Origin of the sequence: Trichlorobacter lovleyi, from assembly GCF_015239775.1 — a bacterium.
GTDB classification, from domain to species: domain Bacteria; phylum Desulfobacterota; class Desulfuromonadia; order Geobacterales; family Pseudopelobacteraceae; genus Trichlorobacter; species Trichlorobacter lovleyi_B.
In genome coordinates, this window is sequence record NZ_CP058409.1 from 1,191,548 (window position 1) to 1,218,008 (window position 26,461).

28 protein-coding genes are annotated in these 26,461 nt (G+C 56.2%); 20 read left to right on the forward strand and 8 right to left on the reverse strand.

All coding sequences use genetic code 11. The features are described 5' to 3' along the window. Nucleotides 1–23: 23 nt before the first annotated feature. From gspF to FY034_RS05480, 5 genes are all read right to left on the reverse strand, one after another. Complete coding sequence (gspF, locus tag FY034_RS05460) at nt 24–1,235, reverse strand: type II secretion system inner membrane protein GspF (protein WP_265554347.1); 1,212 nt, start codon at nt 1,233–1,235, stop codon at nt 24–26. After that, nucleotides 1,216–2,781, reverse strand: a complete 1,566-nt coding sequence (gene gspE, locus FY034_RS05465) for a type II secretion system ATPase GspE (protein ID WP_265554348.1) — start codon at nt 2,779–2,781, stop codon at nt 1,216–1,218. Before gspE ends, gspF begins: the two co-directional genes overlap by 20 nt. Continuing rightward, entirely contained in the window at nt 2,781–4,733 is a 1,953-nt protein-coding gene (gene gspD / locus FY034_RS05470; protein ID WP_265554349.1) for a type II secretion system secretin GspD, read from the reverse strand. The genes gspE and gspD overlap by 1 nt, the downstream gene beginning before the upstream one ends. A 15-nt stretch (nt 4,734–4,748) precedes the next feature. Beyond that, nucleotides 4,749–5,615 (reverse strand): type II secretion system protein N, encoded by an 867-nt coding sequence (locus FY034_RS05475; protein WP_265554350.1) that lies wholly within the window; start codon nt 5,613–5,615, stop codon nt 4,749–4,751. Between the two features lie 147 nt (nt 5,616–5,762). Further along, complete coding sequence (locus tag FY034_RS05480; protein WP_265554351.1) at nt 5,763–6,776, reverse strand: DUF3187 family protein; 1,014 nt, start codon at nt 6,774–6,776, stop codon at nt 5,763–5,765. 152 nt (nt 6,777–6,928) lie between these two features. On the opposite strand from FY034_RS05480, the gene FY034_RS05485 reads away from it, so the two are divergent. Next, nucleotides 6,929–7,546 (forward strand): arylesterase, encoded by a 618-nt coding sequence (locus FY034_RS05485; RefSeq protein WP_265554352.1) that lies wholly within the window; start codon nt 6,929–6,931, stop codon nt 7,544–7,546. A 37-nt stretch (nt 7,547–7,583) separates the two neighbouring features. Here the strand turns inward: FY034_RS05485 and FY034_RS05490 are convergent, their stop codons facing one another. Then, the gene (locus FY034_RS05490) at nt 7,584–8,297 is read right to left on the reverse strand and encodes a diguanylate cyclase (RefSeq protein WP_265554353.1); all 714 of its coding nucleotides are present in this window, start codon (nt 8,295–8,297) and stop codon (nt 7,584–7,586) included. Nucleotides 8,298–8,420: 123 nt separating this feature from the next. On the opposite strand from FY034_RS05490, the gene FY034_RS05495 reads away from it, so the two are divergent. The 11 genes from FY034_RS05495 to FY034_RS05545 all read left to right on the forward strand — a co-directional run bounded on the left by FY034_RS05495 (nt 8,421) and on the right by FY034_RS05545 (nt 16,108). After that, on the forward strand, nt 8,421–8,777 hold the full coding sequence (locus FY034_RS05495; RefSeq protein WP_265554354.1) for a cupin: 357 nt from the start codon (nt 8,421–8,423) through the stop codon (nt 8,775–8,777). Continuing rightward, the gene (locus tag FY034_RS05500; protein ID WP_265554355.1) at nt 8,777–9,052 is read left to right on the forward strand and encodes a cupin domain-containing protein; all 276 of its coding nucleotides are present in this window, start codon (nt 8,777–8,779) and stop codon (nt 9,050–9,052) included. Before FY034_RS05495 ends, FY034_RS05500 begins: the two co-directional genes overlap by 1 nt. Before the next feature lie 5 nt (nt 9,053–9,057). Beyond that, nucleotides 9,058–9,900, forward strand: a complete 843-nt coding sequence (locus tag FY034_RS05505) for an alpha/beta hydrolase (RefSeq protein WP_265554356.1) — start codon at nt 9,058–9,060, stop codon at nt 9,898–9,900. A 79-nt stretch (nt 9,901–9,979) separates the two neighbouring features. Continuing rightward, the gene (locus tag FY034_RS05510; RefSeq protein ID WP_265554357.1) at nt 9,980–10,855 is read left to right on the forward strand and encodes a PAS domain-containing protein; all 876 of its coding nucleotides are present in this window, start codon (nt 9,980–9,982) and stop codon (nt 10,853–10,855) included. Further along, nucleotides 10,848–11,786, forward strand: a complete 939-nt coding sequence (locus tag FY034_RS05515; protein ID WP_265555224.1) for a DMT family transporter — start codon at nt 10,848–10,850, stop codon at nt 11,784–11,786. Before FY034_RS05510 ends, FY034_RS05515 begins: the two co-directional genes overlap by 8 nt. An 88-nt stretch (nt 11,787–11,874) precedes the next feature. Then, a complete protein-coding gene (locus FY034_RS05520; RefSeq protein WP_265554358.1) occupies nt 11,875–12,768 on the forward strand; it encodes a sensor histidine kinase in 894 nt (297 codons plus the stop codon). Nucleotides 12,769–12,771: 3 nt separating this feature from the next. Beyond that, complete coding sequence (locus tag FY034_RS05525; RefSeq protein WP_265554359.1) at nt 12,772–13,257, forward strand: chemotaxis protein CheD; 486 nt, start codon at nt 12,772–12,774, stop codon at nt 13,255–13,257. A gap of 88 nt (nt 13,258–13,345) precedes the next feature. Continuing rightward, nucleotides 13,346–13,684 (forward strand): hypothetical protein, encoded by a 339-nt coding sequence (locus FY034_RS05530; protein WP_265554360.1) that lies wholly within the window; start codon nt 13,346–13,348, stop codon nt 13,682–13,684. Continuing rightward, the gene (locus tag FY034_RS05535; protein ID WP_265554361.1) at nt 13,665–14,519 is read left to right on the forward strand and encodes an HDOD domain-containing protein; all 855 of its coding nucleotides are present in this window, start codon (nt 13,665–13,667) and stop codon (nt 14,517–14,519) included. The genes FY034_RS05530 and FY034_RS05535 overlap by 20 nt, the downstream gene beginning before the upstream one ends. Further along, complete coding sequence (locus FY034_RS05540; protein ID WP_265554362.1) at nt 14,503–15,441, forward strand: diguanylate cyclase; 939 nt, start codon at nt 14,503–14,505, stop codon at nt 15,439–15,441. The genes FY034_RS05535 and FY034_RS05540 overlap by 17 nt, the downstream gene beginning before the upstream one ends. 34 nt (nt 15,442–15,475) lie before the next feature. Next, entirely contained in the window at nt 15,476–16,108 is a 633-nt protein-coding gene (locus FY034_RS05545; protein ID WP_265554363.1) for a hypothetical protein, read from the forward strand. Nucleotides 16,109–16,343: 235 nt separating this feature from the next. Here the strand turns inward: FY034_RS05545 and FY034_RS05550 are convergent, their stop codons facing one another. Then, nucleotides 16,344–17,351 carry a cytochrome c3 family protein gene (locus FY034_RS05550; RefSeq protein ID WP_265554365.1) on the reverse strand — a complete coding sequence of 336 codons (1,008 nt, stop codon included), beginning with the start codon at nt 17,349–17,351 and terminating at the stop codon, nt 16,344–16,346. Nucleotides 17,352–17,542: 191 nt separating this feature from the next. Here FY034_RS05550 and nadC point away from each other — a divergent pair, with 191 nt between their 5' ends. The 8 genes from nadC to FY034_RS05590 all read left to right on the forward strand — a co-directional run bounded on the left by nadC (nt 17,543) and on the right by FY034_RS05590 (nt 25,833). Further along, a complete protein-coding gene (gene nadC, locus FY034_RS05555) occupies nt 17,543–18,367 on the forward strand; it encodes a carboxylating nicotinate-nucleotide diphosphorylase (RefSeq protein ID WP_265555225.1) in 825 nt (274 codons plus the stop codon). Nucleotides 18,368–18,372: 5 nt separating this feature from the next. Further along, complete coding sequence (locus FY034_RS05560; RefSeq protein WP_265554366.1) at nt 18,373–19,359, forward strand: biotin--[acetyl-CoA-carboxylase] ligase; 987 nt, start codon at nt 18,373–18,375, stop codon at nt 19,357–19,359. 24 nt (nt 19,360–19,383) lie between these two features. After that, nucleotides 19,384–20,148, forward strand: a complete 765-nt coding sequence (locus FY034_RS05565; RefSeq protein ID WP_265554367.1) for a type III pantothenate kinase — start codon at nt 19,384–19,386, stop codon at nt 20,146–20,148. Between the two features lie 48 nt (nt 20,149–20,196). Continuing rightward, nucleotides 20,197–22,281, forward strand: a complete 2,085-nt coding sequence (gene fusA, locus FY034_RS05570; protein WP_265554368.1) for an elongation factor G — start codon at nt 20,197–20,199, stop codon at nt 22,279–22,281. Nucleotides 22,282–22,358: 77 nt separating this feature from the next. Beyond that, nucleotides 22,359–23,378, forward strand: a complete 1,020-nt coding sequence (locus FY034_RS05575; RefSeq protein WP_265554369.1) for an SPOR domain-containing protein — start codon at nt 22,359–22,361, stop codon at nt 23,376–23,378. A 77-nt stretch (nt 23,379–23,455) separates the two neighbouring features. Beyond that, entirely contained in the window at nt 23,456–24,310 is an 855-nt protein-coding gene (locus FY034_RS05580) for a hypothetical protein (RefSeq protein ID WP_265554371.1), read from the forward strand. 24 nt (nt 24,311–24,334) lie between these two features. Beyond that, entirely contained in the window at nt 24,335–25,150 is an 816-nt protein-coding gene (locus FY034_RS05585; protein WP_265554373.1) for a hypothetical protein, read from the forward strand. Next, the gene (locus FY034_RS05590) at nt 25,147–25,833 is read left to right on the forward strand and encodes an MgtC/SapB family protein (protein WP_265554374.1); all 687 of its coding nucleotides are present in this window, start codon (nt 25,147–25,149) and stop codon (nt 25,831–25,833) included. Before FY034_RS05585 ends, FY034_RS05590 begins: the two co-directional genes overlap by 4 nt. Here FY034_RS05590 and FY034_RS05595 read toward each other — a convergent pair. Next, the gene (locus FY034_RS05595; protein WP_265554376.1) at nt 25,820–26,410 is read right to left on the reverse strand and encodes a methyltransferase family protein; all 591 of its coding nucleotides are present in this window, start codon (nt 26,408–26,410) and stop codon (nt 25,820–25,822) included. The two genes, FY034_RS05590 and FY034_RS05595, sit on opposite strands and share 14 nt — an antisense overlap. Nucleotides 26,411–26,461 lie beyond the last annotated feature (51 nt).

Consider the following 26,461-nt stretch of genomic DNA (forward strand, 5'->3'; position numbering starts at 1 on the left):
CGGTCTCTTCCCCCTTCACACGTCTATTTAACCAGTTCGTTCAGCTGGAAAATCGGTAACAGGACGGCAATCACCACCAGTCCCACCATCAGGCCCATCGCCAGCACCAGCAGCGGTTCCAGCAGGGCCATAAAGCGCCCGGTCGCCGCCTCAAACTCCCGTTCAAAACTGCTTCCTGCCGTTTCCAGGCTGTCAACCAGCGCACCGCTGCGCTCCCCCACTGCAATCAGGTGGGTCAGGACCGGCGGGAACAGCTCGGAACGCTCAAGTGTGGCAGAGAGACTGCCCCCTTCTGCCAGTGAACGCCCCGCCTCATGCAGGACGGCGCGGTAGGCCCGGTTGACCACCGCCTCCGAGGTGATTTCAAGGGAATGCAGAAGCGGCACGCCGCTCCCCAGCAGAAGCCCCAGAACCCGTGAGAAGCGGGCCAGGGCCAGGGTCTGCAGCAGCCCCCCCACCAGCGGCAGTGACACCAGAAAGCGGTCGCGCCGTTGCAGGAAGGACTCCTTGAGGGCCAGCCGGCGGTAGGTCAGCAGGGCGGCAACGGTCAGCAAGAGCAGCAGCCACCAGCCGCTGCGAACCAGGTTGCTGACGGCCAGCAGTGCCACCGTCAAAAACGGCAGCGTGGCCTTGGTGTCGGCGAAGATGCCGGTGATCTTGGGAACGACAAAGGTCAGCAGAAAGAGCATGACGCCGCTGCCCACCACCGCCATCAGGCCCGGATAGGCCAGGGCGGTACTGACTGAACGGCGCATCTCCTCCTGCCGTTCCAGAAAGTCGGCCAGGCGCTGCAGCACCTTGTCGAGCGCTCCGCCGGCCTCGCCGGCGGCGACCATGGCGATATAGCTTTCACCAAAGACCTTCGGTTCCGATGCCATGGCACGGGCAAGTGGTGAACCTTCTGCCAGCCGGCTGCGCAGGCGCGACAGGATGGCACGCAACTCCCCGGTCTTCTCCTGGCGGTGCAATGCTTCCAGTGCTTCATGGATCGGCACCGCCGCCGCCGTAAGGGTGGAGAGACGTCTGGTGAACAGGGCGAGTGAGGCAACAGAAACCGCCTTGCGGCCTAAGCCCAGGATACCTGCGGGGGCTTTGGCATCCTGTTCGGTGATGGTCGTCGGCAAGATCCCGCGGTGACGCAGTTCCTCGCGGGCAGCCCGCAGGGTTTCAGCCTCCAGAGCTCCCCTGGCTTCACGGCCATCTGACGAAAATCCGCTATACTGGAAGGTCGACATACTCTTCCTGGGTTACCCGCAGGACCTCTTCCAGGGTGGTGACCCCTGCGGCTACCTTGGCAAGACCATCCTCCCGCAGTGTTCGCATGCCGCGGGAAATGGCGTAATCCTTGATCTCACCGGCCGGGGCCTGTCTGGTGATCATGCTGCACAGCTCGGAATCAATGGTCAGCAGTTCGTAAATACCGGTTCTGCCCAGGGTTCCCTGCCCGAAGCAGTGGTCACAGCCCCGTCCGCGGTAGAGCAGTTCCGGCAGTCCCTCAACCGGCTGTTCCGGCCGGTAGGACTCGCGGCAGTGGGGACAGATGGTCCGTACCAGACGTTGTGCCAGGATGCCGGCCAGGGATGAGGCCACCATAAACGGCTCAATCCCCATATCCATCAATCTGGTAACGGCCGTGGCAGCATCATTGGTATGCAGGGTCGAGAGTACCAGATGGCCGGTCAGCGAGGCCTGCATGGCAATCTCGGCGGTTTCGGCATCACGGATCTCGCCCACCATGATGATGTCCGGGTCCTGGCGCAGGATTGAACGCAGTCCGTTGGCAAAGGTCAGGTCGATCTTCGGGTTGACCTGTATCTGGCCGACACCGGACAACTGGTATTCAATCGGGTCTTCAATGGTGATCAGGTTTTTTTCCTGACGGTTCAGGCGTGAGACGGCGGCATAGAGGGTGGTGGTCTTGCCGCTGCCGGTGGGGCCGGTTACCAGGATGATGCCGCTGGAACGGCTGATCAGACGCTGCATGGTATCGCGGTCCCGCTCGGAAAAACCGATGTCGGTCAGAGACAGGATTCCCTTGTGGCGGTCAAGCAGACGCAGTACAGTCCGTTCGCCGAAAAAGGTCGGGATGATCGAGACCCGGATATCCACCTCGTGGCCTGCCACCAGCACCTTGAAACGGCCATCCTGAGGCAGGCGCTTTTCCGCGATATTCAGCGCGGCCATGATCTTGACCCGCGACACCAGCGCCTCCTGCAGCACCTTGGGCGGTTCCAGAACCTGATGCAGAATGCCGTCAACGCGGAAACGGACATCCAGGGTCCGTTCAAACGGTTCGATATGGATATCGCTGGCCCGTTCCTTGACCGCCTGGAAGAGGATCGCATTCAGGAGCCGGATGACCGGTGCCTCATCACTGAGATCAAGCAGATCCTTGGGATGGGCCAGTTCGGTGGCAATGACCGAGAGGTCTTCATCGGCCAGATTCTCCACCACCTCGCGGGCTGATCCGGCTGTGCGGCTGTAGAGGCGATTGACCGCTGCCAGCAGCTCATCGGGCGGTACCACCAGCACGGAGAGCGGCAGGTTGTAGAGCTTGGCCACCTCATCCTGGGCCAGCAGGTCCGTGGGGTCAGCCACGGCAAGCAGCAGGCGCTCCTCCTTTTCCTGCAGCGGCAACAACAGCTTGCTGCGGGCAAAGGCAAGCGGGAGTCTGGCCAGTAACGAGGTGTTGGCCTGCTGATCATCGATCCGCTCCAGAAAAGGCAGGTTCAGACGCTCAGCCGCGGTCCTAAGATCGTCCAGGGCGTGCTCGGGGCTCATCAGGGTCGGTTCTCCTGCTCTTGGCTGACCGGTTTGATCGCTTTGCCGGAGATCTCGCTCTGCACATCCAGCGGGCCGAACTTTTTAGTTGTGTCGCTGAACTTACCTTTCTGGTCATCCGTAATGGTTGTCAGGTCACGGGCATCTTTGACCACCTGCGGGGTCAGCATGATCAGCAGGTTGGTCTTTTTGCGGGTCTTGGTGTTAGTCTTGAAGAACCAGCCCAGGCCGGGGATGTCGCCCAACAGCGGCACCTTCTGCACACTGTTTTCTTCCGAGTCCTGAATCAGGCCGCCGATCACGATGGTCTCTTTGTCTTTGACCACCACGCTGGTCTTGGCAGAGCGCTTGGTGGTGACCAGGTCAACCGCGTCGCCTTTACTGCTCTTAACTGCAGAGATTTCCTGATAGATATCCATGCGGATATAATCCCCTTCACTGACCTGGGGCTTGATCTTGAGGTTGATGCCGATATCCTTGCGTTCAATGGATTCTGTGCTGCCAAAGGTGCTTTGGGTGGTGGAGGATTTGAACGGCACGTTTTCCCCCACGTTGATCTCAGCCTCTTTGTTGTCGGTGGTCAGGATGTTGGGGGTTGAGAGGATGTTGAGAACCCCTTCGCTTTCAAGCGCCTGGATCAGTGCAATACCTGTAACCGGCCTGTTCGCACTTTTTAGCTTGTCGGAAATAAGCGAACTTATCGGATTAGTGCTGCCAGAAGAGGAAGTGCCGAAAACTTGCCCAATGGTGTTGAATGGGTCATAAAGACCACCACCCTGTAGATATTTACCCAACGCTCCTGCAGCAAATGCACCTGCTTGCACCCCAAGACTGCGTGATTTTTCAGGGGAAACTTCGGCAATCAAGACCTGTACGAAGACCTGCTTGCTGCGGCGGTCCAGCTTTTTAATCACCTGCAGCAGGTTGTTGTAGTCGGTTGGCGAGGCCATGACAACCAGCGAGTTTGATGCCTTGTCAGCCGTGATGGTGACCTTGCCGGAGTCAAAGGGGGAGCTTTGTGTGTTGACCGTGCCGGCTTGCAGTGTTGTGGTTTGTGCGGTGATCCCCTTGACTACACCATCAAGGACTTTGGCCATTTCCGTGGCATCGGTGTTTTCAAGAAAGCAGACATTGATCTTGCTGCTGGCCTCAGGAGGGGTGACATCCAGCTGGGCGATCAGGGAACGGATATCTTTCTTGTCTTTTTCCGGGCCAAAGAGCAGCACGGCATTCAGACGGGTGTCGGCAAGCACCTGCACTGCTCCGCTGTTTGCCGACTGGGCAGTTCCGACGGCAACCTGACGTGCCCCCCGTCCTGCCAGCCACTCCTGCAGAACCTTGGTGACTCCTTCTGCGGAGCCGTGCTTGAGGTAGACCAGTTCTGCCCCTTCGCGTCGTTGCGGTGTATCGATCAGGGAGAGGATGTCGGCCACCTTTTGCAGGTTTGAGGCAGCATCCACCACCAGCAGCATGTTGCCGGGGCCAAAGGAGCCGATATGCCCTTCCTTTGAAATGATCGGCTGCAGGAAGGTCAGTGCCTCCTGGGAGGAGATCTGGCTAAGCGGGAAGACCCGGGCTAGAAAGGCATCACCCAGGGGAATCCGTTCCTTGTCCGCCAGTTTCATGCCGGCCTGCTTGGCGCTGCCGGTCGGTACCACCTTGTAGATCTTGCCGGCCTGTATCAGCGTGAACCCTTTTAATTCAAGTACGGAGGTGAACAGGGCAAAGGCCTCGTCCTGCGACAGCTTTGAAGGGGAGAAGACAGAGACCTTGCCCTTTACCCGTTCATCCAGGACGAAGTTCTTGCCGGTCAGCTCACTGATGAACTTCACCATGGTGGCGATCTCGACATCGGTGAAGTTCATGATCACACCCTGGCCCGCTGCATGGAGCGGCGAGCTGCAGAGCGTCAGAAGCAACAGTACAATGAGCAGAGCTTTCAATTGTTTCACGCGCAACCTCCAGGGTTAGCGAATATCATAGGCCAGTGAAGTGGGGGCGCCGTCACGAATCAGATCAAGCTTGATCCGGCTCTGGCCTTTCAAGGTCACAAAGGATTGGATCGCCTTTTCAGGTGAGTCTATGGGGAATTCGTTGATTTTCATCAGGACATCGCCGTTTTTGAGACCTACGGCTGCAAAGACCCCCTGGGGTTTTATTTCGGAGACCTTGAACCCTTCGACTTTTCCATCCTTGACGCTGGGCAGCAGGCGGGCATCGGTCATGGCCTGGCCAATGTTGTCCAGGGCGGCATTCAGGGCCCGTTGATCAATAATACCTGAACCGCCGGGTAGCGCCTGGGTCACGCCGCTAGCGGCAGCCACGGGCTGGGCAGGTTTTGCCGGTTCGGCCGGGGCAGAGGGGGTGCGCAGGGTGATCAGTTGTGATCCTGAACGGACTTCTGCCGTTTCCTTTTTGATGGCGCTCAGGGTACCAAGATCAAAGACCTTTTCGCCAAGCTTAAAGACCCGTTCTTCGTTGCTGCTGGTGCGGCGTACCAGGATAAAGCTTGTCCGCGGAGAGCCGATGGCGGTGCCAAGCAGGCTCAGATCGCTTTGGGAAACAGGGGGGCGAGTGCTGGCAGAGGGTTGCAGGGCCGGGGTCAGTATCCCTTTGGTGGCCGGTCCAAACAGGGCCTTTTCAAGAATCGTGGCAAAGCCTTGCAGCTGCATTTGTTGTTGAAGCGGCTGAGTGGATTGCTGAGCCCCCTTTGCCTGCAGCTTTGCAGGGGACGTCCCCAGTTTGTAGGAGGCGATATCCGCCAGAATTCGCGCGGCTGTTATCAGAATAACAACAGAAAACAGCAGGTTCAGAGGGAGGGCAAGTCGTCGCATAGTGGGTCGAAAATATATACCAAATGGAGTTTGCTTACAAGCAATGTTAAGTATAAACTTGGTACATTAGAAAAAAAGAAGACTGTTTTGATTTCTAAAAAATAACGAATAAAATTAGCTTTTGAGGGCGGTTGTCAATTCTGTTCATTAAAACTTTTTGCTGAGCCCCAGGTGAAAGGTGACATCAGGGGCTGTGGCCACCGCGATATCCTCGCCAACACCGATATCAAGCTGATAGTTGCCCGGCAGTTTGAGGGTGCCGCCGGTGGTAAGCAGGGCGGTTGCCTTGCCCAGCTCGCTGAGGGTGCTCTGTTTGTAGAAGGCAGAGGTGAGGGAACACTGCACCTTGAAGCTGATCCAATCCGCCGGTGACCAGCCTAAACCGGTGCTGCCGAAGCCCACGAAGTTTTCTCGCTGGTTTTTCAGGATGTCGCCATCGCTGGTGTACAGACCGCCGACTGATGCAAACAGGCCCAGCGTCCCCCATTCTGTCTGGCGGTTCATGGCGCCGCTGAGAAACAGGGCGATGTCCACACCGCCGCTCCCCCGCAGGCTGGCGCTGTCACCGGTGGGCAGCTTCAGCTGGCTGCGCAGTGCAAGCGTATCATGGTCGGTATCGGTCTGTTGTTCAAACAGCCGGTAGGCACCCAGGATGCTGAGGTCTCCGATGCCACCCGAGGCGTGGCTTACATCAAGCTGTTTGACGCCGTTTCTGCTGTAATAATAGCGCAGTCTGTTTTTAGGGGCTGAGTCGCGGCCACCCTGGGGGAGCCCGAAGACCCTGTGCCAGTCCATGATGAAGCTGTCCAGAAAACCGCCCCCCTGGAGGATCACCGGGAGTTCAAGGCCCAGCTCAAGCCTGTCGGTTATGCCGTAGCGTCCGGCCAGGGTCCAGCGGTAGAGTTCACCATCCAGCAGGATGTATTCAGTGGCGGTGCTCTTGGTGCTGTACAGACTGGCAATATCCTGAGTCAGCTGCAGCTGGGAGCTGCCTGCAGCCAGCAAGGTGGATGAGGTCTCTGACGGCAATCCGTAAATCTGTACCAGCGGATTGAGGTTTGTTGTACGGAAGGGGGTAATCTCAATGGCGAGGGCACTGTTTGTCCAGACCGCTGATACAAACACCATGATCAACAAGCGGAATGAGAAAGGCAGATTCATATCAGATACTCCCCTGAAAACTGGTAAAGTGGAAAGGTATGTGCGAGTGGGAAAAGCGTCTACTGTATCGGGTGGAGTAATACCGCGTTACTCCCGGCTTGTCCAGCAGAAGCAGGTTGTGCTGTCAACAGAGTCATGGAAGGAGTCCGGTAATGAGCTATAGGGTTGTTGTCTGGTCCCTGTGTGGTCTGCTGCTGCTGTTTTGGGGCTGTTCCTCTGCTCCACTGCTGCAGCCGTTGCCCCCTGATGCCGTTGTTCTGGCTTTTGGCGACAGCCTGACGGCCGGTGCCGGTGCAACGCCGGAAACCAGCTATCCCGCTGTCTTGAGTCGTTTCATCGGGCGTACGGTGGTGAATGCCGGGATACCCGGTGAGGTGACCTCGGCAGGCCTGGCGAGGCTGGCCGAGACACTGGATCGGGAAAAACCGGCACTGGTGCTGCTCTGTCTGGGAGGCAACGATTTTTTGCAACGGCTCGACCAGGCCCGTGCAGAGGAAAATCTGCGTGCCATGATCCGTATGATTCGTGAGCGGGGGATCGCTGTGGTTTTGATCGGTGTGCCACGGCTGGGGTTCGGGGTGGAAGTGCCGGGGTGGTATGCTGAACTGGCCAAAGAAGCAGGTGTGCCGTATGAAGGAAAGCTGTTGAAACGGATTCTGGCCGACCGTTCACTCAAGTCAGACCCGATTCACCCCAATGCTGCTGGTTATCAGCAGCTTGCGGAGGGACTTGCTGCAGTCTTGAAGAAAAACGGGGCCTTGCCCAACTAGGTGTGGACGGGCCCCGGACGGTTGCGGGTACGGTTGCTCAGGCGGCCACAATGGCGCGGTTTCTCCCCCCCAGTTTGGCCTGAAACAGGGCTTGATCCGCCCGGGAGATCGCCTCAAAAATGTTCTGATCCGGATTGTACTCGCAGACGCCAAGGCTGATGGTAAGGTGGATACCCGGCCGATTGACCTTGAACTCGGTCATGGCAACGGATTCGCGGATCTTGTTGGCAACTGCCAGGGCGCCATCAAGGTGGGTCTCCGGCAGCAGAACCAGAAACTCTTCACCGCCCCAGCGTGAACAGATGTCTTCGTTGCGCAGGCAGCCGCGCAACACACGGGAGACCTCAACCAGAACATCGTCACCGGTGTTGAAGCCGTGGGCATCATTAACCTTTTTGAAGTAGTCGAGGTCGGCCATGATTATGGAGGCCGGTCGTTGGTGCCGGTGAGCCCTGCTGAACTCCTGTTCAATCATTTCCATGATGGCCCGCCGGTTCGCAAGGCCGGTCATCGGATCAATTCTGGTTGCCAGATCCAAAGAACGGTTCATGTTTGCCAGCTGGGTCTGTAGCTGGGCCTTTTCCTTGATCATCCGTTCGGTACGCTGGGACAGGGTGCGATAAAGCTCGTGCAGCTGTTGCAGTTCCGGCAAAAGGGGGTTGCCCTTGAAACGCTCATCTGCCATAAGCTGCTGAAAACGATCGGCCTCAATAGTTTCAAGGCTTCCGACGAGATCGCGGTCTGTGGTCATATTACGAAACTCCTTTGGAGTTGTGGGTGAAATGTGAATACTATGGTAGTATTGTAACGCTAATCCTGAATAATTCAATGGAAAGTCGGCCTTTGGGCTGTATTCTCGAAGAGGGGATCGAACATGGCTCTGACCGGCAACCTTCTGGCTGCGCTTCCTGATGCCAAAGAAACAGAGCTGTTTGAGACGTTATCTGCCGTTGACGGTGTGCGGATTGAGCGGATTGTCTCAATGGGACAGGCCACTCCGGCAGGTGAATGGTATGATCAGGCCTGGCATGAATGGGTCCTGCTGGTGGAGGGGGAGGCACTGCTGCTGCTTGATGGCGAACAGGAACCGCACCGGCTGTTGCCGGGGCAGTGGCTGCTGCTGCCGGCCGGCTGCCGTCACCGGGTGGAATGGACCGTGCCGGAGCGGAACACGGTCTGGCTGGCGTTGCACTGGCCGGAGCAGAGACAGGGCGAAAAAGGAGGACGCTGATGATGCCGATTATGGTTGAACAGGAACCGTCCCGTGAGCGTCTTGAGGCGCTGGGGGTCTTCTCCTGGCCGGTCTGGAGTTGTGAGGTGTCGGCCTTCCCCTGGGAGTACGACCAGCGCGAGGTCTGCTACCTGCTTGAGGGCAGGGTAGTGGTGACCACGGAAACAGGTGCTTCGGTTGAACTGGAGGCCGGTGATCTGGTGGTGTTTCCTGCCGGGCTAAGCTGTCAGTGGGAGGTTGAACAACCGGTGCGCAAGCATTACCGGTTAGGGTGACCGTTATGTCCGGCCTATACCGTCTACTGCTGCTGGTCGTGCTCGGCTATGTTGGCTATGCCCTGTTGCTGCTGATGTTTCAAGGCCATCTGATCTACCCGGGGCGCAGCCTTGTGCCGGCAGCGATCCCCTCGGGCGTTGCCGCAGCTGCGGAGACACTCTGGATTGTCACCAGCTTTGGAAAGGTGGAGGGGCGCTTTGTGACGGCCAAGAGTGCCGGCCGCCAACCGGTGGTCATTTTTTTCCATGGCAATGGCGAGCTGGTAGATGATCTGAGCCCTGAACTGGAACGCCTCCGCCGGATCGGCTGCGGGATTTTGCTGGTGGAATATCCCGGCTACGGCCGCTCTTCCGGGCGTCCCCACCAGCGCAGTCTGGCTGAAACCGCGCTGGCAGCCTTTGATATGGTGGTGCAACGACCGGAAGTTGATCCGAAACGGATTGTCTCTTTCGGGGTCTCCTTGGGTTCTGGTCCGGCGATTGCACTGGCAGTGCAGCGGCCGGTACGGGCCCTGATTCTGGCAGCTCCTCCGGCCTCACTGCGCCCGTTTGCCCATAAACGGTTGCTCCCTTCCTTTCTGTTGCGTGATACGTTTGACAATGCCGCATTGATCAAGGGTTTTAGCGGGCCAACGCTTGTGCTGCACGGAGATCATGACTCGATCATGCCGTTTGCCCATGGTCAGCAGGTGGCCTCTGCAGCGGTACAGGGGCAGTTGGTGCCCCTGTCAGCGGATCACAATGACCTGCTCGGCCTGCCCGGTTTCTGGAAGGCAGTGGAACGTTTTCTTGCTGCTACAGGGGTGACCGCCCAGCCTGCTGCAACCCCGGGTGCCGCTGCCAAGTGACGGCGATGTCTGATCGGCTTGTCAACTGCCTGTTCTCTGCTATTCTTAAAGACACCCATGTGCTTAGAGGAGGCGTGCGATGCATCCATTGGCACTGCTGTTAAAGCAACATGAAGGCTGGCTGATGCGCCGGATCAGGGATTATGCTGTTGAGCGGGAGTATAACCGCTATACTTCACCGCTTGAGGAGGCCTGGCGAGTCTCGGTTGCAGGGCTGACCGACTCGATTTGCACAGCCCTGGAACTGTCCTCTGATCCCTGGGAGCTGAGGCCTGATGATGACTTTACGCATGACCCGGTGGCGGCCTTCGGGGTGCAGGAGGCACAGAAACATCGCACCCGGGGTATCACCCTGGAGATGTTTCTCGGGCTGATGAAATATTACCGTCAGGGGTATCTTGATCTGGTCGCGGCACAGCAGGACGAGCCGGCGCTGCTCAGGCAGAACAGCCGGTTTATCGAGCGGATCTTTGATCGTATCGAGATCGCATTCTGTGCCGAATGGAGCCGCAGCGACGCCATGAGTTCTGCTGTCAGGGAGCTGCAGGAGGCAAACCGCCGGATAACCAATGAAAAGAACCAGTTTCTGACCATCTTTGAAAGCCTGCCAATCCCGGTTTTTCTGCTGAACGACCGTCTGCGGATCAGTCAGATGAATCAGGCAGCCTCGAAGCTTTTGTTGAATAAAAACAGGGCGGGCAGCTATTACTATTCCGGGCGTAAGGCGGATACACCGTTTCCCTGGTTTGGTCATGAGGTCGGAGAGTTTCTGGCGGCTGACGAAGAGGAGCGGAACTTCTTTGCCACGCTGGCAGCAGGGGACGGAGAACACCGCTACCGGGTCTCCCTGCGCTGGATGCAGGATATCAGCCTGAAGTTTGCCGGTATGATCATTATCATGAACGATATTACTGAGCAGTGGCGGCTTGAACAAAAACAGGCAACAGGTGGGTAGTGTGAGTACAGGTGTATCTGCTGGGTCCCCCCCCTCATCAGGGCGGGTGCTGTTCTTTCTGGTACTGACCACGTTCTTTTGGGGTGGCAGTTTTCTCTTTACCAAGATTGGTGTCAGGGAGGTGCCGCCGCCGTTTTTTGTGCTGCTGCGTTTTACCCTGGCCTCCGTTTTGATGGGACTGCTTTGTCTGCCGCGGCTTACCCGGCTTAACCGTCAGACGGTCCTGCGCGGAACCATTGTTGGTCTGGCGCTGGGGGCCACCAATCTGACCTTTGTGGTGGGGGTGCAAGGGACGAGCATCTCCCGCGCAGGGGTCATCAATAACCTCTTTGTACTGTTCATCCCGCTCATAGCGCGAATTGTCTGGAAAGACCGGATCGGCGGCATCAATCTCGTCGGGATCGGGCTTGCTTCGCTGGGGATCGCCCTGCTGGCCGGCGGTGGCGGTGAGGGCTTCAATCGTGGCGACATGATCTCCACCCTGTGCGCCTTCTTTATTGCAATTCAGATCATTACGGTTTCAAAGGTCTTGAAGGATGACGATGTCTGGCTGGTCTCCCTGGTGCAGTTCTGTGTTGTTGCCCTGATGGCTGGAGTGATAACGCTGCTGGTGCCGACACCACCCTTTTCCCTGGGGCTGACCTCTCTTGGTACAATCATCTACTGTGCCATCCTGCCGACGGTGGTCTGTTTCACCCTGCAAAACAGCTATCAGCGCTATGTGACCCCCACCCAGGCCGGCCTGATTTATACACTGGACCCGGTCTGGAGCCTGCTGGCCGGTTTTGTGGTCCTGGGGGAACGGCTGACAATGCGTGAGTGGTCCGGTTGCGGTTTGATCTTTCTGGCGGTGCTGATTCCGCTGGGGATCCGCTTTGCGATTGAACGCCGCCTGGTTTCACGGTACTTGCATCGCGGGCTGCCGGGATGATTTCCTGCCGGGTTGTACAGAGCTGGAAGGGTGGTATAGTCACCAAAGGTAGACCGTCGCCTAATCGTTGGTTACAGGGAGTTACCCCATGCATAAGCTGAGTGATGAGCAGCTGGTTGAGGAGCTGAAATTCCGTCTGGATCAGAGCCGCAAGTCGTTACATGATCTGTCGGTCGTTAATCGTAAACTGGTTGAGATGAATCATAAACTGGAAGAATCCGAGGCGCTGAAGAGTAATTTTCTTTCAAATATACGTAATGAAATCAATAATCCTCTCAACGCCATCATTGGGCTGGCCTCGCAACTTGCGGCTATGGTGAAACGCCCCGAGGTCAGTGAGCTGGTTACCATGATCTTTTCCGAGGCTTTTCATCTGGATTTCCAGTTACGCAACATCTTTATTGCTGCCGAGCTGGAGGCCGGTGAGGCGATGCCGACCATAGAGCATGTTGATGTGACCTCGGTTGTTCAAGGTGTGCTGGATAACTTCAGGACACATGCTGCAGATAAGCAGGTTTCTGTCCGTTTCTCGGTTACCGGGGCAGAGACTGATAACGTGCTGTATTTTCCCACTGATTCCCAGAAACTTCAGGTGATAATTGCGAATCTGGTGGCTAATGCGGTCGAGTTCAGCGGTCCGGGTAGTGAGGTGGTGGTGCAGCTTGATCAGACCGACAAAGGGTTGATGATTCAGGTCCGGGATCAGGGGGTTGGTATTGCGGAAGCCGATTTGAAAAGGATCTTTGACCGTTTTGTGCAGTTGGATAGCGGACCCACCCGCGCCCACCTCGGCCATGGGCTGGGGTTGAGCGTGGTCAAGTCGCTGCTGGATCTGTTGCAGGGCGACATACAGGTCAGCAGTACGCCTGAGGTCGGTTCGCTCTTTACGGTCACACTTCCAGCTGCCGCCTACGGGGCCGACGGGGTTACCTTTGCCGAAGGCGGCAACCTGTTCCTGTTCGGACAGATGGACGAGAAATAACGCATGACTGAGCAGGACGGATCACCCATACGTAAATACTTTCTCTTTCCCGGTGCTACCCATGTTGATGCCGAGGAGTGCGAGATCACGACCGTTCTGGGATCGTGCGTGGCTGTCTGTCTCTGGGATCAGCGCCATGGCGGGGGAGGGATGAACCATTTCATGTTGCCGCTCTGGAACGGCGAGGGGTTGGCAACCCCCAAATATGGCACCATCGCCATGGAACGTTTGCTGGAGCAGGTGCTGGCTATCGGCGCCCGTAAAGAACATCTGGTCGCCAAGGTCTTTGGTGGAGCAAACCTGCTGGCCACCAGCAGTGCCGCCTGTCCGATCGGTGAGCGGAATGTTGAGCTGGCCTTGACGCAACTTGAGGAGTGGCGGATAGCAGTGGTCGCTACTGATCTGGGGGGGCGGGTCGGGCGTAAGATAATCATGAATACCATGACCGGTGTGGTGCTTTTGGGGCGGGGCAAGCAGCAAAATCAGTAAGTAGTTGTTATATGGCGTTTGACTTTCGCTGGTTCTTTTCCTAGTATCATTTTTACGTTACGCATTAACTTGGGGGCTGGTAACTGCTATGCAGAAGATACCGCTTAACCTGGCAGCCGCCGAAATGGTACTGGCCCGGGACATCTTTAAAAACGACAGTCCGACCGGTATGCCGATCTGCGGCAAGGGGACTGTGCTTTCGGATTCACTGATCAGCCGTTTGCAGCAGATGGGGGTGCAATCGCTCTACGTTGAAGGCCACCCGGTCTGGCAGGAGGGGGATCGTTGTCTCTCCGAGCAGTTGGCTGATCTTGAAAAGCGGTTCTCCAAGACACTGGATAATCGTCATAACGCAGTCCTGCTTGATATTTATCGCAATCATCTTACTACAGCGATGGGAGAAAACGGTGGACGAACGGAGGAGTGATCTCAAAAAGATCATCATGGACACCAAGACGCTGCCAACGCTGCCCGGTGTCATCAATAAGCTGAACTCCCTTTCCAACGACGACAAGTCTTCGGTTCAGGAAATGGCGCGGATTGTCTCTGCTGATCAGGTGCTGTCAGCCCGGATTCTGCGCTTGGCAAACTCACCGTCCTATGGTTTCTATCGCGTCTCCACCATATCCAATGCCATGATTCTGCTGGGGGTCAACGTGGTCAAATCCCTGGCGCTGTCCTCATCCATCTTTGAGATCATGGAAAAGAACAGCGTCGGGCTTTGGGAGCATTCCCTGGGAACTGCCACTGCTGCGGGTATCATCGCCCGCAAACTGGCATTGCCGGAGGTTGAGGAAATTACCACTGCCGGTCTGCTGCATGATATCGGCAAGGTGATCATCGGGCTCAAGTGTGCCGAGCAGATGCCGGAGATCCGGCGTAAGATCAAGCTGGATGAGCTTTTTATCAGCGATGCTGAAAGGGCTGTCCTGGATACGGATCATGCTGAAGTAGGGGGCTGGCTTTCCAAGAGCTGGTTCCTGCCGGACAAACTTTCCGAGCCGATTGCCTTCCATCATAATGTGAGTGGTTCTGAAGACCATCGGATCAAGACCTCGGTGGTGCATCTGGCGGATGTGCTGATCAAGGCCAGCGGCTTTGGTGACAGTGGAGACCCGTATGTACCGCCGATCCAACAGGTCGCCTGGGATGCCCTGAAACTGAATGAGGCCCTGCTGCATGAGATGGTGGTGGACCTGGAGGATAAGCTGGTGGAGGTGAAGAACTTCAGTCTTGAGCTTGCCAATGCCGCAGCAGTCTAGGATTGCCCTCATCTCAAGCCAGATGCAGCTTTCGTCACTGCTGCAGTTGCGCCTGCAAAGCAAGGGCTACCAGGTTATGGTTGTGGAGAAGACCGCGGCTGCCTTGGGGGCGTTTTATTCTGATCCGCCTGATCTGATCATAGTGGATTTTTCCTCACCCTGTGTCGGCTGTCACGATATGCTCTGCATGGTGCGCAGTGACAGTTTCTTCAGCCCCATTCCCATCATCGGGATCTTTCCCATGGGGACGGAGCAGGAGTCCTGGGACGATTTTCCTCTTGATGACTTTGTGACCACACCGGTTAACTTTGCCGAACTGGTCAGTCGGATCACGCTGTCTCTGTCGCGCATCAAGCGGATCTTTGATAACAACCCCCTGACCAGGTTGCCCGGAAATACCTCAATTCACCGTGCCATTGAAGAGTCGCTCGGCCTGCCTCTGGCAGTCTGCTACGTTGATATCAATCATTTCAAGCCCTATAATGACGTCTTTGGTTTTTCCCACGGAGATGAAGTGATCAGGATGCTGGCCAGGATTATGGCGAATGCCGTGCGTGAATCCGGAGGCGGGTTTTGTGGTCATGTGGGGGGAGATGACTTTGTGTTTATCGTTCCCCGCGAACGGGCTGAAACGGTCTGTGCAACTATCATCAGCCACTTTGACCAAATCGTACAGACCCTGTTTGACGATGATATCAAGCAGCGGGGGTACTATCTGGCCCTTAACCGTAAGGGCGAAAAAGAGCAAATGCCTATTCTTGGGATCTCTATCGCCGTCGTGCCAATGGACTCCACTGCCATCACCCATGCCGCACGGGTTTCCGAAGTGGCGGCAGAGCTGAAGAAGCTGGCAAAAGGAAAGATGGGGAGCTGCTTTGTGGTGGACAGGCGGTCGGGTCCGCCGGAACCTGACCCGTTGTAACATATCTATGATGGTTTTAGAGGGGGTTGTTAAGATGTTTAAAGCGATTGCAGTTTCAGTTGCCTTGTTTGCGTTGTTGTTCGTTGCGGGATGCGGGTCATCCCAGGCACCGGCGACACCAACCGGTTTGACGGTTACCTCGACCGGGCCGATCACCTTGGGTTGGACCGCCTCGCCAGGGGCCTCTAGCTATGTCATATTCCGGGGTACCGCTTCCGGTGCCATCACCACGAAGACCCTCCTGGCAGCCGGTGTCAGTGGAACGAGCTATGCTGATTCATCGGCTCTTGCTGGTCCTACTTACTACTATCAGATTACGGCACTGAATGACGATGGGCAGTCAAGCCCATCAACTGAGATCGGTGCCACGCTTACTTCATTTACTCTAACCGGGTCTGTCATTTCTTCTCAGAATGTGTTGTCCTGGACTGCCATCCCTAATGCTACCAGCTATAATGTGTATCGTGATACGGTGACTTTGACTGTTATCACTGGTAAAACACCAGTAGTAACCGGTGTTACCGTGGCAACTTACACTGACACCACGACATTCACTCCAGGGACTATTAATTACTATCGGGTTGAAGCCGTTTACCCTGCAGGAACCGCACCTGTTTATCCTGCTGGAACCGTAGTCTCTACCGAAGCAGCCGTAACGACTCCGTAACGATTATGAGATTGATAGAGATAGAGGCGGGCATGACACCGCCTCTATCTTCTAGTTGATGGTGGGGTATCCAATGGCCAAGTTGTGCCGATTACTACCTGCGTGGAAGTAATTTCATAGTGTGCTTCTGTTGACCTGATTCGGGTAGATAACACTCGGCTAGTTTGAATATAAAAAGGCGCTACCCGTTACGGGCAGCGCCTTTCTGTTACGCTCTGGTATCCCTGAGGGGGATTCAGGACTTTTTATGACACTTGGCGCAGTCACCCTTGACGGAGAAGGCGGTCTTGCCGTCGTGGCAGGCGCCACAGGACTTGCCCTGTGCCATATCGGCCATGGTCATCCGCTTGCCTCCACCATAGGGGAAGGTTTTGGTGTGGCAGTCAGAACACTTGTACGCTGCGGTATGGAAGTCGTGGCTGAAGTAACCGATTACGGTGCCGCGGCTGTTTTTGAAGGTCAGGTTGGCCGGTTTGTAACCAACGTGACACTTGTTGCAATCACCGGTTGAGGCAAAGGCGGTCTTGCCATCGTGGCAGCTGCCGCAGGACTTGCCTTTGGCCATGTCGGCCATGCTTGCCTTACGGGAACCTTGGCGATAGTCGTACTGCTTGGTGTGGCAGTCGCCGCATTTGTAGGCCTGCACGTGGAAGTCGTGACTGAACACGGCATCGTTGACCGGCTTTGACTTGAATTTAAGGGTCTTGGTAGCCAGGCCGCGGTGGCAGGAACCACAGTTGGCAGCGGCAGTAAAAGCGGTTTTCCCATTGTGGCATGCACCACAGGATTTGCCTTTTTCCATCTCAGCCATGCTGACACCGTGGCGGATTGGTCCACCTTTGTGACAGCTCTTACAGCCAAACCCTTTGCCGTTGACGTGTGAATCATGGCTGAACACGGCATTGCCGGCAGGGATGCGATAGGTAATGGCGCTGGGGGTGCCACGGTGGCACTTGCTGCAGTCTTTTTCAGCAGCGACACTGAAGGCCTTCTTGCCGTTGTGACAGGCGCCGCAGGAAAGCCCCTTCTCCATTTCTGCCATGGAATAGGAACGCTTCTTGGAAAGATTGAAAATTGCGCTGTGGCAGGTCTTGCAGTCTTTGTTCTTTGCAAGGTGTGTGTCGTGGCTGAAGACAACGGCTGAGGCGTTTTTGAAACTGAACCTGATGTCCTTGGCCTGCACGGAGACAGCCATAAGCATGACCATAGCCGCTGCAAAGAAGGTGATAATGCGCCTGTTCATCGAAATCCCCCTTGAAGCTGATAAAATTTGAAGCGTCTTACTTTAAGGGGCGCAGTGGCGATTGTCAATTGATAATTGTATACAGTTGTCATACACGCCGGATGCTCCTTGAAAACCAGTTTGAATGCGGTTGCGGGGGTGGGAGAGGTGTGTTATACAAACATCGAATTTCCATGATGGGACGAGGTATGATGCTGACCCTTGATGATATTATCCAAAATGCCCTGCGGGAAGATATTCACACCGGCGATCTGACCACTCAGGCCGTGGTCCCTGAACCACGGGCAGCCACAGCCCGTCTGGTTGCCAAGGAGTCCTTGACAGTAGCCGGTATGGCGGTGGCGGCCCGGGTTTTTAGTCTGCTTGATGCAGGCATTGTCTTTGAACCTTGCTGTCACGATGGTCAGGTTCTGGAAAAGGGAACTGTCCTGGCACGAATCTCCGGTGATGCCTCCCAATTGCTGCAGGGAGAACGGGTCGCCCTGAATCTGTTGCAGCGTATGTCGGGTATTGCGACGCTGACCTCATGCTATGTACAGTCGGTTCACGGCACCAGGGCGCGTATCGTTGACACCCGCAAGACAACGCCAGGTTTGCGGGTGCTTGAAAAATATGCCGTACGTGTCGGTGGCGGGATCAATCATCGTACCGGTCTGTATGACGGCATTCTGATCAAAGAAAACCATATTGCGGCCGCCGGAGGGATTAGTGAGGCGATTCGCCGGGCGCGTGCCTATATTCCCCATACACTGAAGATCGAGATTGAAACCGAGACGGTTGAGCAGGTGCAGGAAGCCCTGGCTGCCGGCGCTGATATCATCATGCTGGATAATATGAATTGTGAGACCATGCGCCACTGCGTTGGGCTGATCAACGGCCGGGCGCTGGTTGAGGCCTCGGGCGGTGTCAACCTGGACACGGTCCGGGCCATTGCCGAGACCGGTGTTGATATTATCTCGATCGGAGCCCTGACCCACTCCCCGCGTGCCATGGATATCTCCATGCTGCTGGATTAAGCAATATGCCGCGCCGCATGATAGCGTCTGAGCTGCTGAAGCTGCTGCGGGCTGGCGGTCGTGGCGTTGTGTCGGGTGAACAACTGAGTCGTGAGCTGGGGGTCTCGCGTACGGCGATCTGGAAACAGGTTTCAGCGCTGAGGGCAGCCGGTTACCGGATAGAGGCAGTCCCCTCACAGGGATACTGCTTGCTTGCAGAGCCCGATCTGCTGGATCAACAGGCGATACGGGCCGGCCTGGGAAGTGGCTGCCTGTTGGGACGTCAGCTTGTCTGCTGTTCAGAAACCGCCTCTACCAACAGCGATGCCTTCCGCTTGGCAGAAGATGGGGCCGAGGAGGGGACGGTGGTGCTGGCAGACCGCCAGCTTTCCGGCAAAGGGCGCCTTGGCCGGCGCTGGGAATCGCCTGCCGGCGTTAACCTCTACTGTTCAGTGGTCTTGCGCCCTGAACTTCCGCCCTATGAGGCGCCGCAACTGACCTTTCTCTCTGCAGTGGCGGTTGCCCGTGCCATTCAGATAAGCACCGGGCTGCAGCCGGCCATTAAATGGCCCAATGACCTGTTGCTGAACGGTCGCAAGGTCGCCGGGTTACTGAACGAAATGAACGCCGAGACTGATCGGGTCGGATTTGTGATCCTGGGGATCGGGGTTAACCTGAATATGCGGGCAGATCAGTTTCCTCCCGATCTGCGTTCTCCAGCCACCTCACTGTTACTGGAAACCGGTTCAGCGGTTGCCCGCCAGCTCTTTGCCGTCAATTTGTTACGTGAACTTGAACGGGAATATCTCAGGTTTAAACAGACCGGTTTCGGGCCGGTGCGCGAGGACTGGACCCGCTATTGTAACGCCTTTGGACGCGAGGTGCGGGTGGACATGGGGCCACACACCCTGCAAGGACCTTTTGCCGGTATTGATCAAGACGGTGCCTTGCTGATGACGTTGCCGGATGGACGGATTGAGCGGATACTGAGTGGTGATGTGACGGTTATCTGAACAGTGCGGAGAAAGGAGAGGCGTTTGCTCCTCGTTATAGATGTTGGCAACAGCAATATTGTACTGGGTATCTACGACGGTGAACTGCTGGTGCGCCACTGGCGCATCTCAACCGACAAATCCCGTACTTCTGATGAATACGGGGTCATGCTGAACAGTCTTTTCTCGCTGGCAGCCCTGTCCTTCTCGCAGGTTAAGGCAATTATCATCTCTTCGGTGGTCCCGCCTCTTACCGGCGTGCTTGAATCACTCTGCCGCGATTTCTTTGCACTGCCACCCTATGTGGTCGGTCCCGGTATCAAGACCGGCATGCAGATCCAGTATGATAATCCCCGGGAGGTCGGGGCAGACCGGATTGTCAATGCGGTGGCCGGTTTTGAAAAGCACCGCTGCCCGCTGATTATTGTCGATTTTGGCACTGCCACCACCTTTGATTATGTCAACGCCAGGGGAGAATACTGCGGTGGTGCCATTGCTCCCGGCCTGGCCATCTCGCTTGAGGCCCTGTTCCAGCGTGCCAGCAAACTGCCGCGGGTGGATATTTGCCGTCCCCCCCACGCCATAGCCAAAAATACGGTCAACTCAATGCAGGCCGGCATTTTTTACGGGTATGTGGGGTTGGTGGATGGTATCGTTGAGCGGATCAAGCAGGAGAGCCGGGATCAGCCACGGGTACTCGCGACTGGCGGCCTGGCAGCCCTGATCGCACCTGAATCAAAGACCATTGATGAAGTTGATGAATTTCTTACTCTGGAGGGATTGAGGATTTTGTACGAACGGAACCGGTAGCTTATGAAAGTTGTCATGCACCTATCAACGTAGACAAGGAGGCAGCGCATGGGGACGTATCCAACGGAGAAGATTCGTAATCTGGGCATTGTGGCACACGGTGGAGCCGGTAAGACCTCGCTGGCTGAGGCGATCCTGTTCAATACCGGCATGATCGACCGCTTGGGGCGGGTTGATGACGGTACCGCCACCATGGATTTTGAGCCGGAAGAGACCAAACGCAAGATTTCAATCTCGTCGGCCTTTGACCACTGCGAGTGGAATGGCCATTCGATTCACTTTGTTGATACTCCCGGTTACGGTGACTTTATTGGTGATACCCGTGCCTGTATGCGTGCATTGGATTGTGCTGTGGTAATCCTTTCAGCCATTTCAGGGGTTAAGGTCCAAACGGAAGAGGTCTGGGAATGGGCGAACGAGTTTGAGATCCCCCGCATCGCCTTTGTCAACAAGATGGACAAGGAACGGGCCAACTTCCTGCGGGCTATCGACGATATGGAGAAGAGCCTCAAGGCGCGCGGTGTGGCAATCCAGATGCCGATCGGTGCAGAGGATTCCTTTGAAGGGGTGGTTGACCTGATCAGGATGAAGGCCTGCAAGTATGCCAAGGATGGCTCCGGCGGCTGCCAGGAGATCGATATTCCGGCTGAGTATCTTGCTGAGGCCCAACGCCTGCGGGAGCATATGGTTGAGATCGTGGCTGAGGCCTACGATGCACTGACAGAAAAATATCTGGAGGCCGGCGAGCTGAGTGAAGAAGAGATCCTTGACGGCCTGCGGGTCGGTACTATGCGTAACACCTTCACCCCGGTATTGTGCGGCTCTGCCACCCTGAATGTGGGAGTGCGGCAGCTGTTGGGCGCCGTCTGCGATTTCCTGCCTTCTCCTCTGGATCGGACCAAGGCGGTTGGTACCAATCCTAAAAACAATGACCTGGTGGAACGCGGGCCGGATGAAAAAGAGCCGTTTTCTGCACTGGTGTTCAAGACCACTTCCGACCCCTATACCGGCAAGATAACCATCTTCAGGATCTATTCCGGCACCCTTAACTCCGACTCTACCATCTATAATGCCAGTAAAGGGGTGGAGGAGCGGATCGGTCAGATCTATGAGCTGGAGGGCAAAAAACAGAAACCGCTCAAGCAGGCCTTTGCCGGCGATATTGTGGCGGTTGCAAAATTGAAGGAAACCGTGACCGGTGACACCTTGTGCGATCCGGCTAATCCGGTTGTTTATGAGCCTGCCAAGCAGCTGTTGCCGGTGATCTCCTATGCCATTGAGCCGAAAACAAAGGCCGATGAAGACAAAATCCATAATGCCCTGCACCGGCTGATAGAGGAGGAACCAACCCTGGAATCCCATCGTGATCCCCAGACCAAGGAGTTTATTATCTCAGGTCTTGGCCAGGTGCATCTGGATGTGATTGTTGAAAAACTGAAGCGCAAGTTCAACGTGGATGTGGTGCTGAAGACCCCCAAGGTCCCCTACTTTGAAACCATCCGCGGGACTGCCAAGGTACAGGGTAAGTACAAGAAACAATCGGGCGGCCGCGGTCAGTATGGTGACTGCTGGATCGAAATGGGCCCCACCGGGCGTGGCGATGGTTACATCTTTGAAGACAAGGTCGTGGGTGGCGTGGTTCCCCGTCAGTACATTCCTGCCGTTGATAAAGGGATCCAGGAGGCCGCGCTTGAGGGCTTCCTGGCAGGCTACCCGGTGGTGGACTTCAAGGTTGCGCTGTATGATGGCTCCTTCCATACGGTTGATTCGTCCGAGATGGCCTTCAAGGTTGCCGGTTCGCTGGCCTTTAAAAAGGCGATGGAGCAGTGTAAACCGGTGCTGCTGGAGCCGATTGTCAATCTGTCGGTAACGGTGCCTGACGAAAACATGGGGGACGTGATTGGTGACCTCAACTCCCGCCGCGGTAAGGTGGTTGGGGTTGAACCTAAAGCAAATTCTCAGACAATCAAGGCTGTGGTCCCGATGTCAGAGGTGTTGGCCTACTCCAATGACCTCAAGTCAATGACCAGTGACCGTGGTCTGTTCAGTACCGAGTTCTCGCATTATGAAGAAGTGCCGACCCATATGGCGCAAAAGGTTATTGCTGAGGCGCAGGCGGCAAAGAAGGATTAACAGACGGCAAACGGGATGTGCGTTCTGCTACCAGCAGTCTGCACCCTGCTTGATCCAGTTTTTACGGAGGTGTGAGCATGGACTTTAAGTTTAATAGTGAGACGACCGAGGACGAAACACCGGCCCAGCCTCAGGAGAAAGGTCGTCAGACCGGTCTGCTGGTGCTGCTGCTGCTGTTGCTGGGGGGATTCGGATACCTCTATTTCTTTACCGGCCTGATCCGGCCCCAGGAACAGCCGCCAGCTCCTCAGCCTCCGCCTCAGGTGGTCAAGCAGGCGCTACCGGCCCGCGATGCAGCGCCTGCTGAAACAGAAAAAGCTGCTGAACAAAAAGGACAGGTGTCGCCGCCACCCGCAGCTCCGGCAGCGTCTGCCGTACCTGCGGCAAAGCCTGTACCGAAGCCGGCTGATTCCAAGGTCGCTGCAGCACCTGCTGCCAAACCGGAGGAAAAGAAACCAGCTCCTGTAAAGCCGGTTGCGAAGCCTGAACCGGCAAAGGGCGTGTCACCCCCGGCAACAAAGAAGCCGGAGCCTGTAAAACCCGCTACACCGGTCAAACAAGCTGAGAAGGCGGCGGTAACGGTAAAGAACGTTCCCCCAAAGACGGCTGAGCCTGTCAGGAAGGCCGTTGCCGCTCCGAAGAAGAGTGGTCCCTGGACGGTTGTGGCTGGACTCTATGTGGTTGAGGAAACCCTTGCTGCCGATCTGTCAAAGGTGAAAAAGGCCGGTCTGACACCGCTGATGACCAGTGGCCCCCGGCGTCCGGTTTCCATGCACCGTCTCTTTTACAATGAGTATAACGACAAGGGACAGGCCCGTCAGGCAGTGGAAATGTTGCGAAGCAAAGCTGGTGACGGTTTTTCAATACAACGCGGCGATAAGCATGAGGTCTATGCCGGTTCCTATGCTGTACAGAGTGGCGCCCTGTCTGAACAGCAGCGTCTTGCTGCAACAGGGATCAAGGTGACGATCAAAAAGAGCCAGGTGCCTCTTGCCTCCCGCAAGCTGACAGCAGGCACCTTCACTGACCGCAAGGCCGCTGAAGAGGCCCTGAAGAAGTTGAAGGGTGCCGGTATAGCGACGCCGGTACTTGAGTAACGGCGGTTCAGGTGTCTGAGCCGGTCAAGATAAGTATTCCGGCATCTGTGGCGGCGTTTGTGCGGCCAGGAACACCAGTGCAAGAGCGTTTGCGGGGGGCTGGAGGTGCTGTTGACCTCCCCCCGCGTGAACTGCTGTTGCTGCTTTTCTGTCTTGGCAAGGATAGTGACGAGGAGGTTCGTACGCTTGCAGCCTCCAGCATGGCGTCCTTGGATCCTGGGCTGATCTGTGACGCTCTTGAGGGCGGCGAGTATCACCCGGCTATTCTGCATGCTGTGGCCTTAAACTGTGGTGCAACCTCCGTGATCAGGACTGCTCTGCTGGGACAGCCCGAACTGCCTGATGTGACACGGGGGTTTTTGCAGACGCTTCAGGTGACTCTGCCTGAGATGGAAGAGGGCGGAGCCGCCGAGGTGGATGACGGTCTGGTTCCCGTGGACGCTGAGGAGCTGCCCCAGGAAGAAGAGTTTGACGAAGCAGGCTGTGATCAGGAAGCTGAAGCGGACGAAGGGGATGAAGAATATCTGAGCAAATACCAGTTAGCCCAGGAGATGGGCATTGGCGAGAAGATCAAGATGGCGCTGACCGGTGACAAGGAATGGCGCAAGATTCTTGTTAAGGATGCCAACAAGCTGGTGAGTGCCGGTGTACTTAAGAATCCGCGGATGTCTGAGCCTGAGGTTTTGACGCTTTTAAAGTCCGGGGTGCAGAACGATGAGATCATGCGTCTGATCTGTGCCAACAAGGAATGGGTGAAAAACTACCAGATCCGCAAGGCATTGATAGAAAACCCAAAGACCCCTTTGGCTAATGCACTGCGCTACCTGGGAACCATGAATGAAAAGGATGTTGCCGGCTACGCCAAGAGCCGTAATATTTCCTCCGTGGTCTCAACCCAGGCCAAACGGATGCTGCTGAATAAGAAACGCTAGAATACGGAACAAGGCCCTCCCTTTATGGCGGTTATTAATCACGCGAAGCGTGAAATCAATGCAAAAATTGTCTATTTTGGCTCCCCAGGCTGCGGCAAGGGAGAGCTGTTCCAGTTTATCCATCAGAGAATCAAGCCAAGCCTCTGCGGACCACTCAAGTCGATGCCTGCCGGTCAGGATTCATTGCTTTTCTTTGACTATATCCCGTTTGAGACCTCCAGTCTGGATGGCTATCGTATCCGTTTTCATCTCTATACCATGACCGGTCCGGTTGCCAACCCGGGGACCTGGAAGATGACCCTGAAGGGGGTCGACGGCATTGCGCTTGTAACAAACGGAGGAACGTCTAGTCATGATGCCGTTGACAGTCTGCGAGTTTTAAAATCAATGTTAACCGGCTATGGAAGAGATTTACGCAGTCTGCCCAGAGTCTGGCTTCCAACAGATTTTTCTGATGCCGGTGATGCCGGGTCTGAACTCATAACCTGTTTTGATGCAAGCCGGACGGTTGCCTGCTCGACAACTACCGGGGAAGGGGTGTTGCAGGGACTGGCAGTACTTTCTCAGGAGGTGCTGCAGGGACTGCGGGATGAGTACGAGCCGGCAAATGATCCTCCTGCCGTTACCCCAGCGCTGTTGGCTGAACCGTCTGATGAGGTGTTCGTCGATTCCGGCCGGGAACTGTCGCCTCCGTTACCTGAGCCGGTTGTGCTGCCTGAACTAAAGGTGTCCCTGGCGGGGAATACAACAGTCACCATTCCCTTGACCGTCCAGCATGGCGACAGCGTTAAACGATGTAATCTGCGCTTTTCAATCCAGCTTGAAGAAGAGTCACCATGATTCTCTCCTCATTTGAGATGCAGTTGCTTATACGCCTGTTGCTGGCAACCCTGCTGGGCGGCTTGATCGGTCTTGAACGGGAACTCCATGGCCGGCCGGCCGGTTTTCGCACACATTTGATGGTGGCGTTGGGAGCTGCCCTCTATATGGGGGTCTCTTTGCATTTCTATCAGGTCTATGGTGGTCTTTCGGGGAGCCTGGCGGTACGGGTGGACCCTGGCCGTGTTGCTGCACAGATTGTCGTCGGGATCGGTTTTTTGGGTGCAGGCGCGATAATTCGCGAGAACGCCTCTGTACGTGGCCTGACAACTGCGGCCTGCCTCTGGGTTGCAGCCGCCATCGGTACGGCCTGTGGCGCCGGAATGCTGTTGATTGCAGTTGTGGTAACCGCCATTTCTCTCGTCAGTCTGCTTGTTTTAAAGCGGGTCGAGGAGGGGTTGAGCCGGGATATTTACCAGCAGGTGACGGTAGTGAGCGAATACCGCGAGGGCCAGTCGGAGCGGATTGCCCAGGTGGTGCGGGATTGCGGCTCTGATCTGATGGAGAGTGGCGTTGAGCGGAATGTCGAAGCAGGCACGGTGACGTTTGAATTCCGCGTCAGGGTGATCAGCGGGATTGCTACCTGCAAACTGGTTGATGTCCTGTCGCTTGTTGAAGGGGTAAAACTGGTCAGTCTGCGCTGATTTGCCGGTTAAAGCGAGGAAGGATGAACGGGACGTCGCGCTGGTACTGGCAATAGGCAGTACCAAACAGACGAATCATCCTGCGTTCTTCAAGCAGCGCACCAAAGATGAAGTAGGGGATGCTGAACAGGGTCAGGACGATCCAACGGGTTGTAATGACCGGGTTTGCCAGCAAAAACAGTATGCCAAGCAGATAGAGCGGATGCCTGACCACTGCATAGCAACCGGTGGTTATCAGCGTAGGACGCTCACGCAGGCCAGCGAGGTCGGTTCCCAGAAAGCCTGCCAGGCCGGTCTGACGAAGGCAGACCAGGCCTGCCCAGAGTATGATAAACTGCAGCCCATGCAAAACGAGGCTCCAGACACCTGGCAGGACATAGATGACACTGGTTGATTGCCAGGCCAACATAACCCAGCCGAAGAGTAGAAACGAAAACAGGTTGTAGGTAAGGCGATACCCGGGCAGGGGGCGTCCTACAAAATGCTGTATGCGGTCTTTGATCCGCGGTGCCGCCAGCAGTGAGTGAGTGATGCAGAAAACGGTAAGGCGTAGCACGAAGTCCAGGCTGTCCGGCACGGTCACCTCCTTTGTCAGAAGACGTAACCTAGCATTGCCGTCTTGTACAGA

Excerpts from the sequence above, each read along its gene's own strand:
- gspF (WP_265554347.1), bottom strand. The coding sequence starts at position 1,235 with ATGTCGACCTTCCAGTATAGCGGATTTTCGTCAGATGGCCGTGAAGCC.
- gspE (WP_265554348.1), bottom strand. The coding sequence starts at position 2,781 with ATGAGCCCCGAGCACGCCCTGGACGATCTTAGGACCGCGGCTGAGCGT.
- FY034_RS05475 (WP_265554350.1), bottom strand. The coding sequence starts at position 5,615 with ATGCGACGACTTGCCCTCCCTCTGAACCTGCTGTTTTCTGTTGTTATT.
- FY034_RS05480 (WP_265554351.1), bottom strand. The coding sequence starts at position 6,776 with ATGAATCTGCCTTTCTCATTCCGCTTGTTGATCATGGTGTTTGTATCA.
- FY034_RS05485 (WP_265554352.1), top strand. The coding sequence starts at position 6,929 with ATGAGCTATAGGGTTGTTGTCTGGTCCCTGTGTGGTCTGCTGCTGCTG.
- FY034_RS05490 (WP_265554353.1), bottom strand. The coding sequence starts at position 8,297 with ATGACCACAGACCGCGATCTCGTCGGAAGCCTTGAAACTATTGAGGCC.
- FY034_RS05495 (WP_265554354.1), top strand. The coding sequence starts at position 8,421 with ATGGCTCTGACCGGCAACCTTCTGGCTGCGCTTCCTGATGCCAAAGAA.
- FY034_RS05500 (WP_265554355.1), top strand. The coding sequence starts at position 8,777 with ATGATGCCGATTATGGTTGAACAGGAACCGTCCCGTGAGCGTCTTGAG.
- FY034_RS05505 (WP_265554356.1), top strand. The coding sequence starts at position 9,058 with ATGTCCGGCCTATACCGTCTACTGCTGCTGGTCGTGCTCGGCTATGTT.
- FY034_RS05510 (WP_265554357.1), top strand. The coding sequence starts at position 9,980 with ATGCATCCATTGGCACTGCTGTTAAAGCAACATGAAGGCTGGCTGATG.
- FY034_RS05520 (WP_265554358.1), top strand. The coding sequence starts at position 11,875 with ATGCATAAGCTGAGTGATGAGCAGCTGGTTGAGGAGCTGAAATTCCGT.
- FY034_RS05525 (WP_265554359.1), top strand. The coding sequence starts at position 12,772 with ATGACTGAGCAGGACGGATCACCCATACGTAAATACTTTCTCTTTCCC.
- FY034_RS05530 (WP_265554360.1), top strand. The coding sequence starts at position 13,346 with ATGCAGAAGATACCGCTTAACCTGGCAGCCGCCGAAATGGTACTGGCC.
- FY034_RS05540 (WP_265554362.1), top strand. The coding sequence starts at position 14,503 with ATGCCGCAGCAGTCTAGGATTGCCCTCATCTCAAGCCAGATGCAGCTT.
- FY034_RS05545 (WP_265554363.1), top strand. The coding sequence starts at position 15,476 with ATGTTTAAAGCGATTGCAGTTTCAGTTGCCTTGTTTGCGTTGTTGTTC.
- FY034_RS05550 (WP_265554365.1), bottom strand. The coding sequence starts at position 17,351 with ATGAACAGGCGCATTATCACCTTCTTTGCAGCGGCTATGGTCATGCTT.
- nadC (WP_265555225.1), top strand. The coding sequence starts at position 17,543 with ATGCTGACCCTTGATGATATTATCCAAAATGCCCTGCGGGAAGATATT.
- FY034_RS05560 (WP_265554366.1), top strand. The coding sequence starts at position 18,373 with ATGCCGCGCCGCATGATAGCGTCTGAGCTGCTGAAGCTGCTGCGGGCT.
- fusA (WP_265554368.1), top strand. The coding sequence starts at position 20,197 with ATGGGGACGTATCCAACGGAGAAGATTCGTAATCTGGGCATTGTGGCA.
- FY034_RS05575 (WP_265554369.1), top strand. The coding sequence starts at position 22,359 with ATGGACTTTAAGTTTAATAGTGAGACGACCGAGGACGAAACACCGGCC.
- FY034_RS05585 (WP_265554373.1), top strand. The coding sequence starts at position 24,335 with ATGGCGGTTATTAATCACGCGAAGCGTGAAATCAATGCAAAAATTGTC.
- FY034_RS05590 (WP_265554374.1), top strand. The coding sequence starts at position 25,147 with ATGATTCTCTCCTCATTTGAGATGCAGTTGCTTATACGCCTGTTGCTG.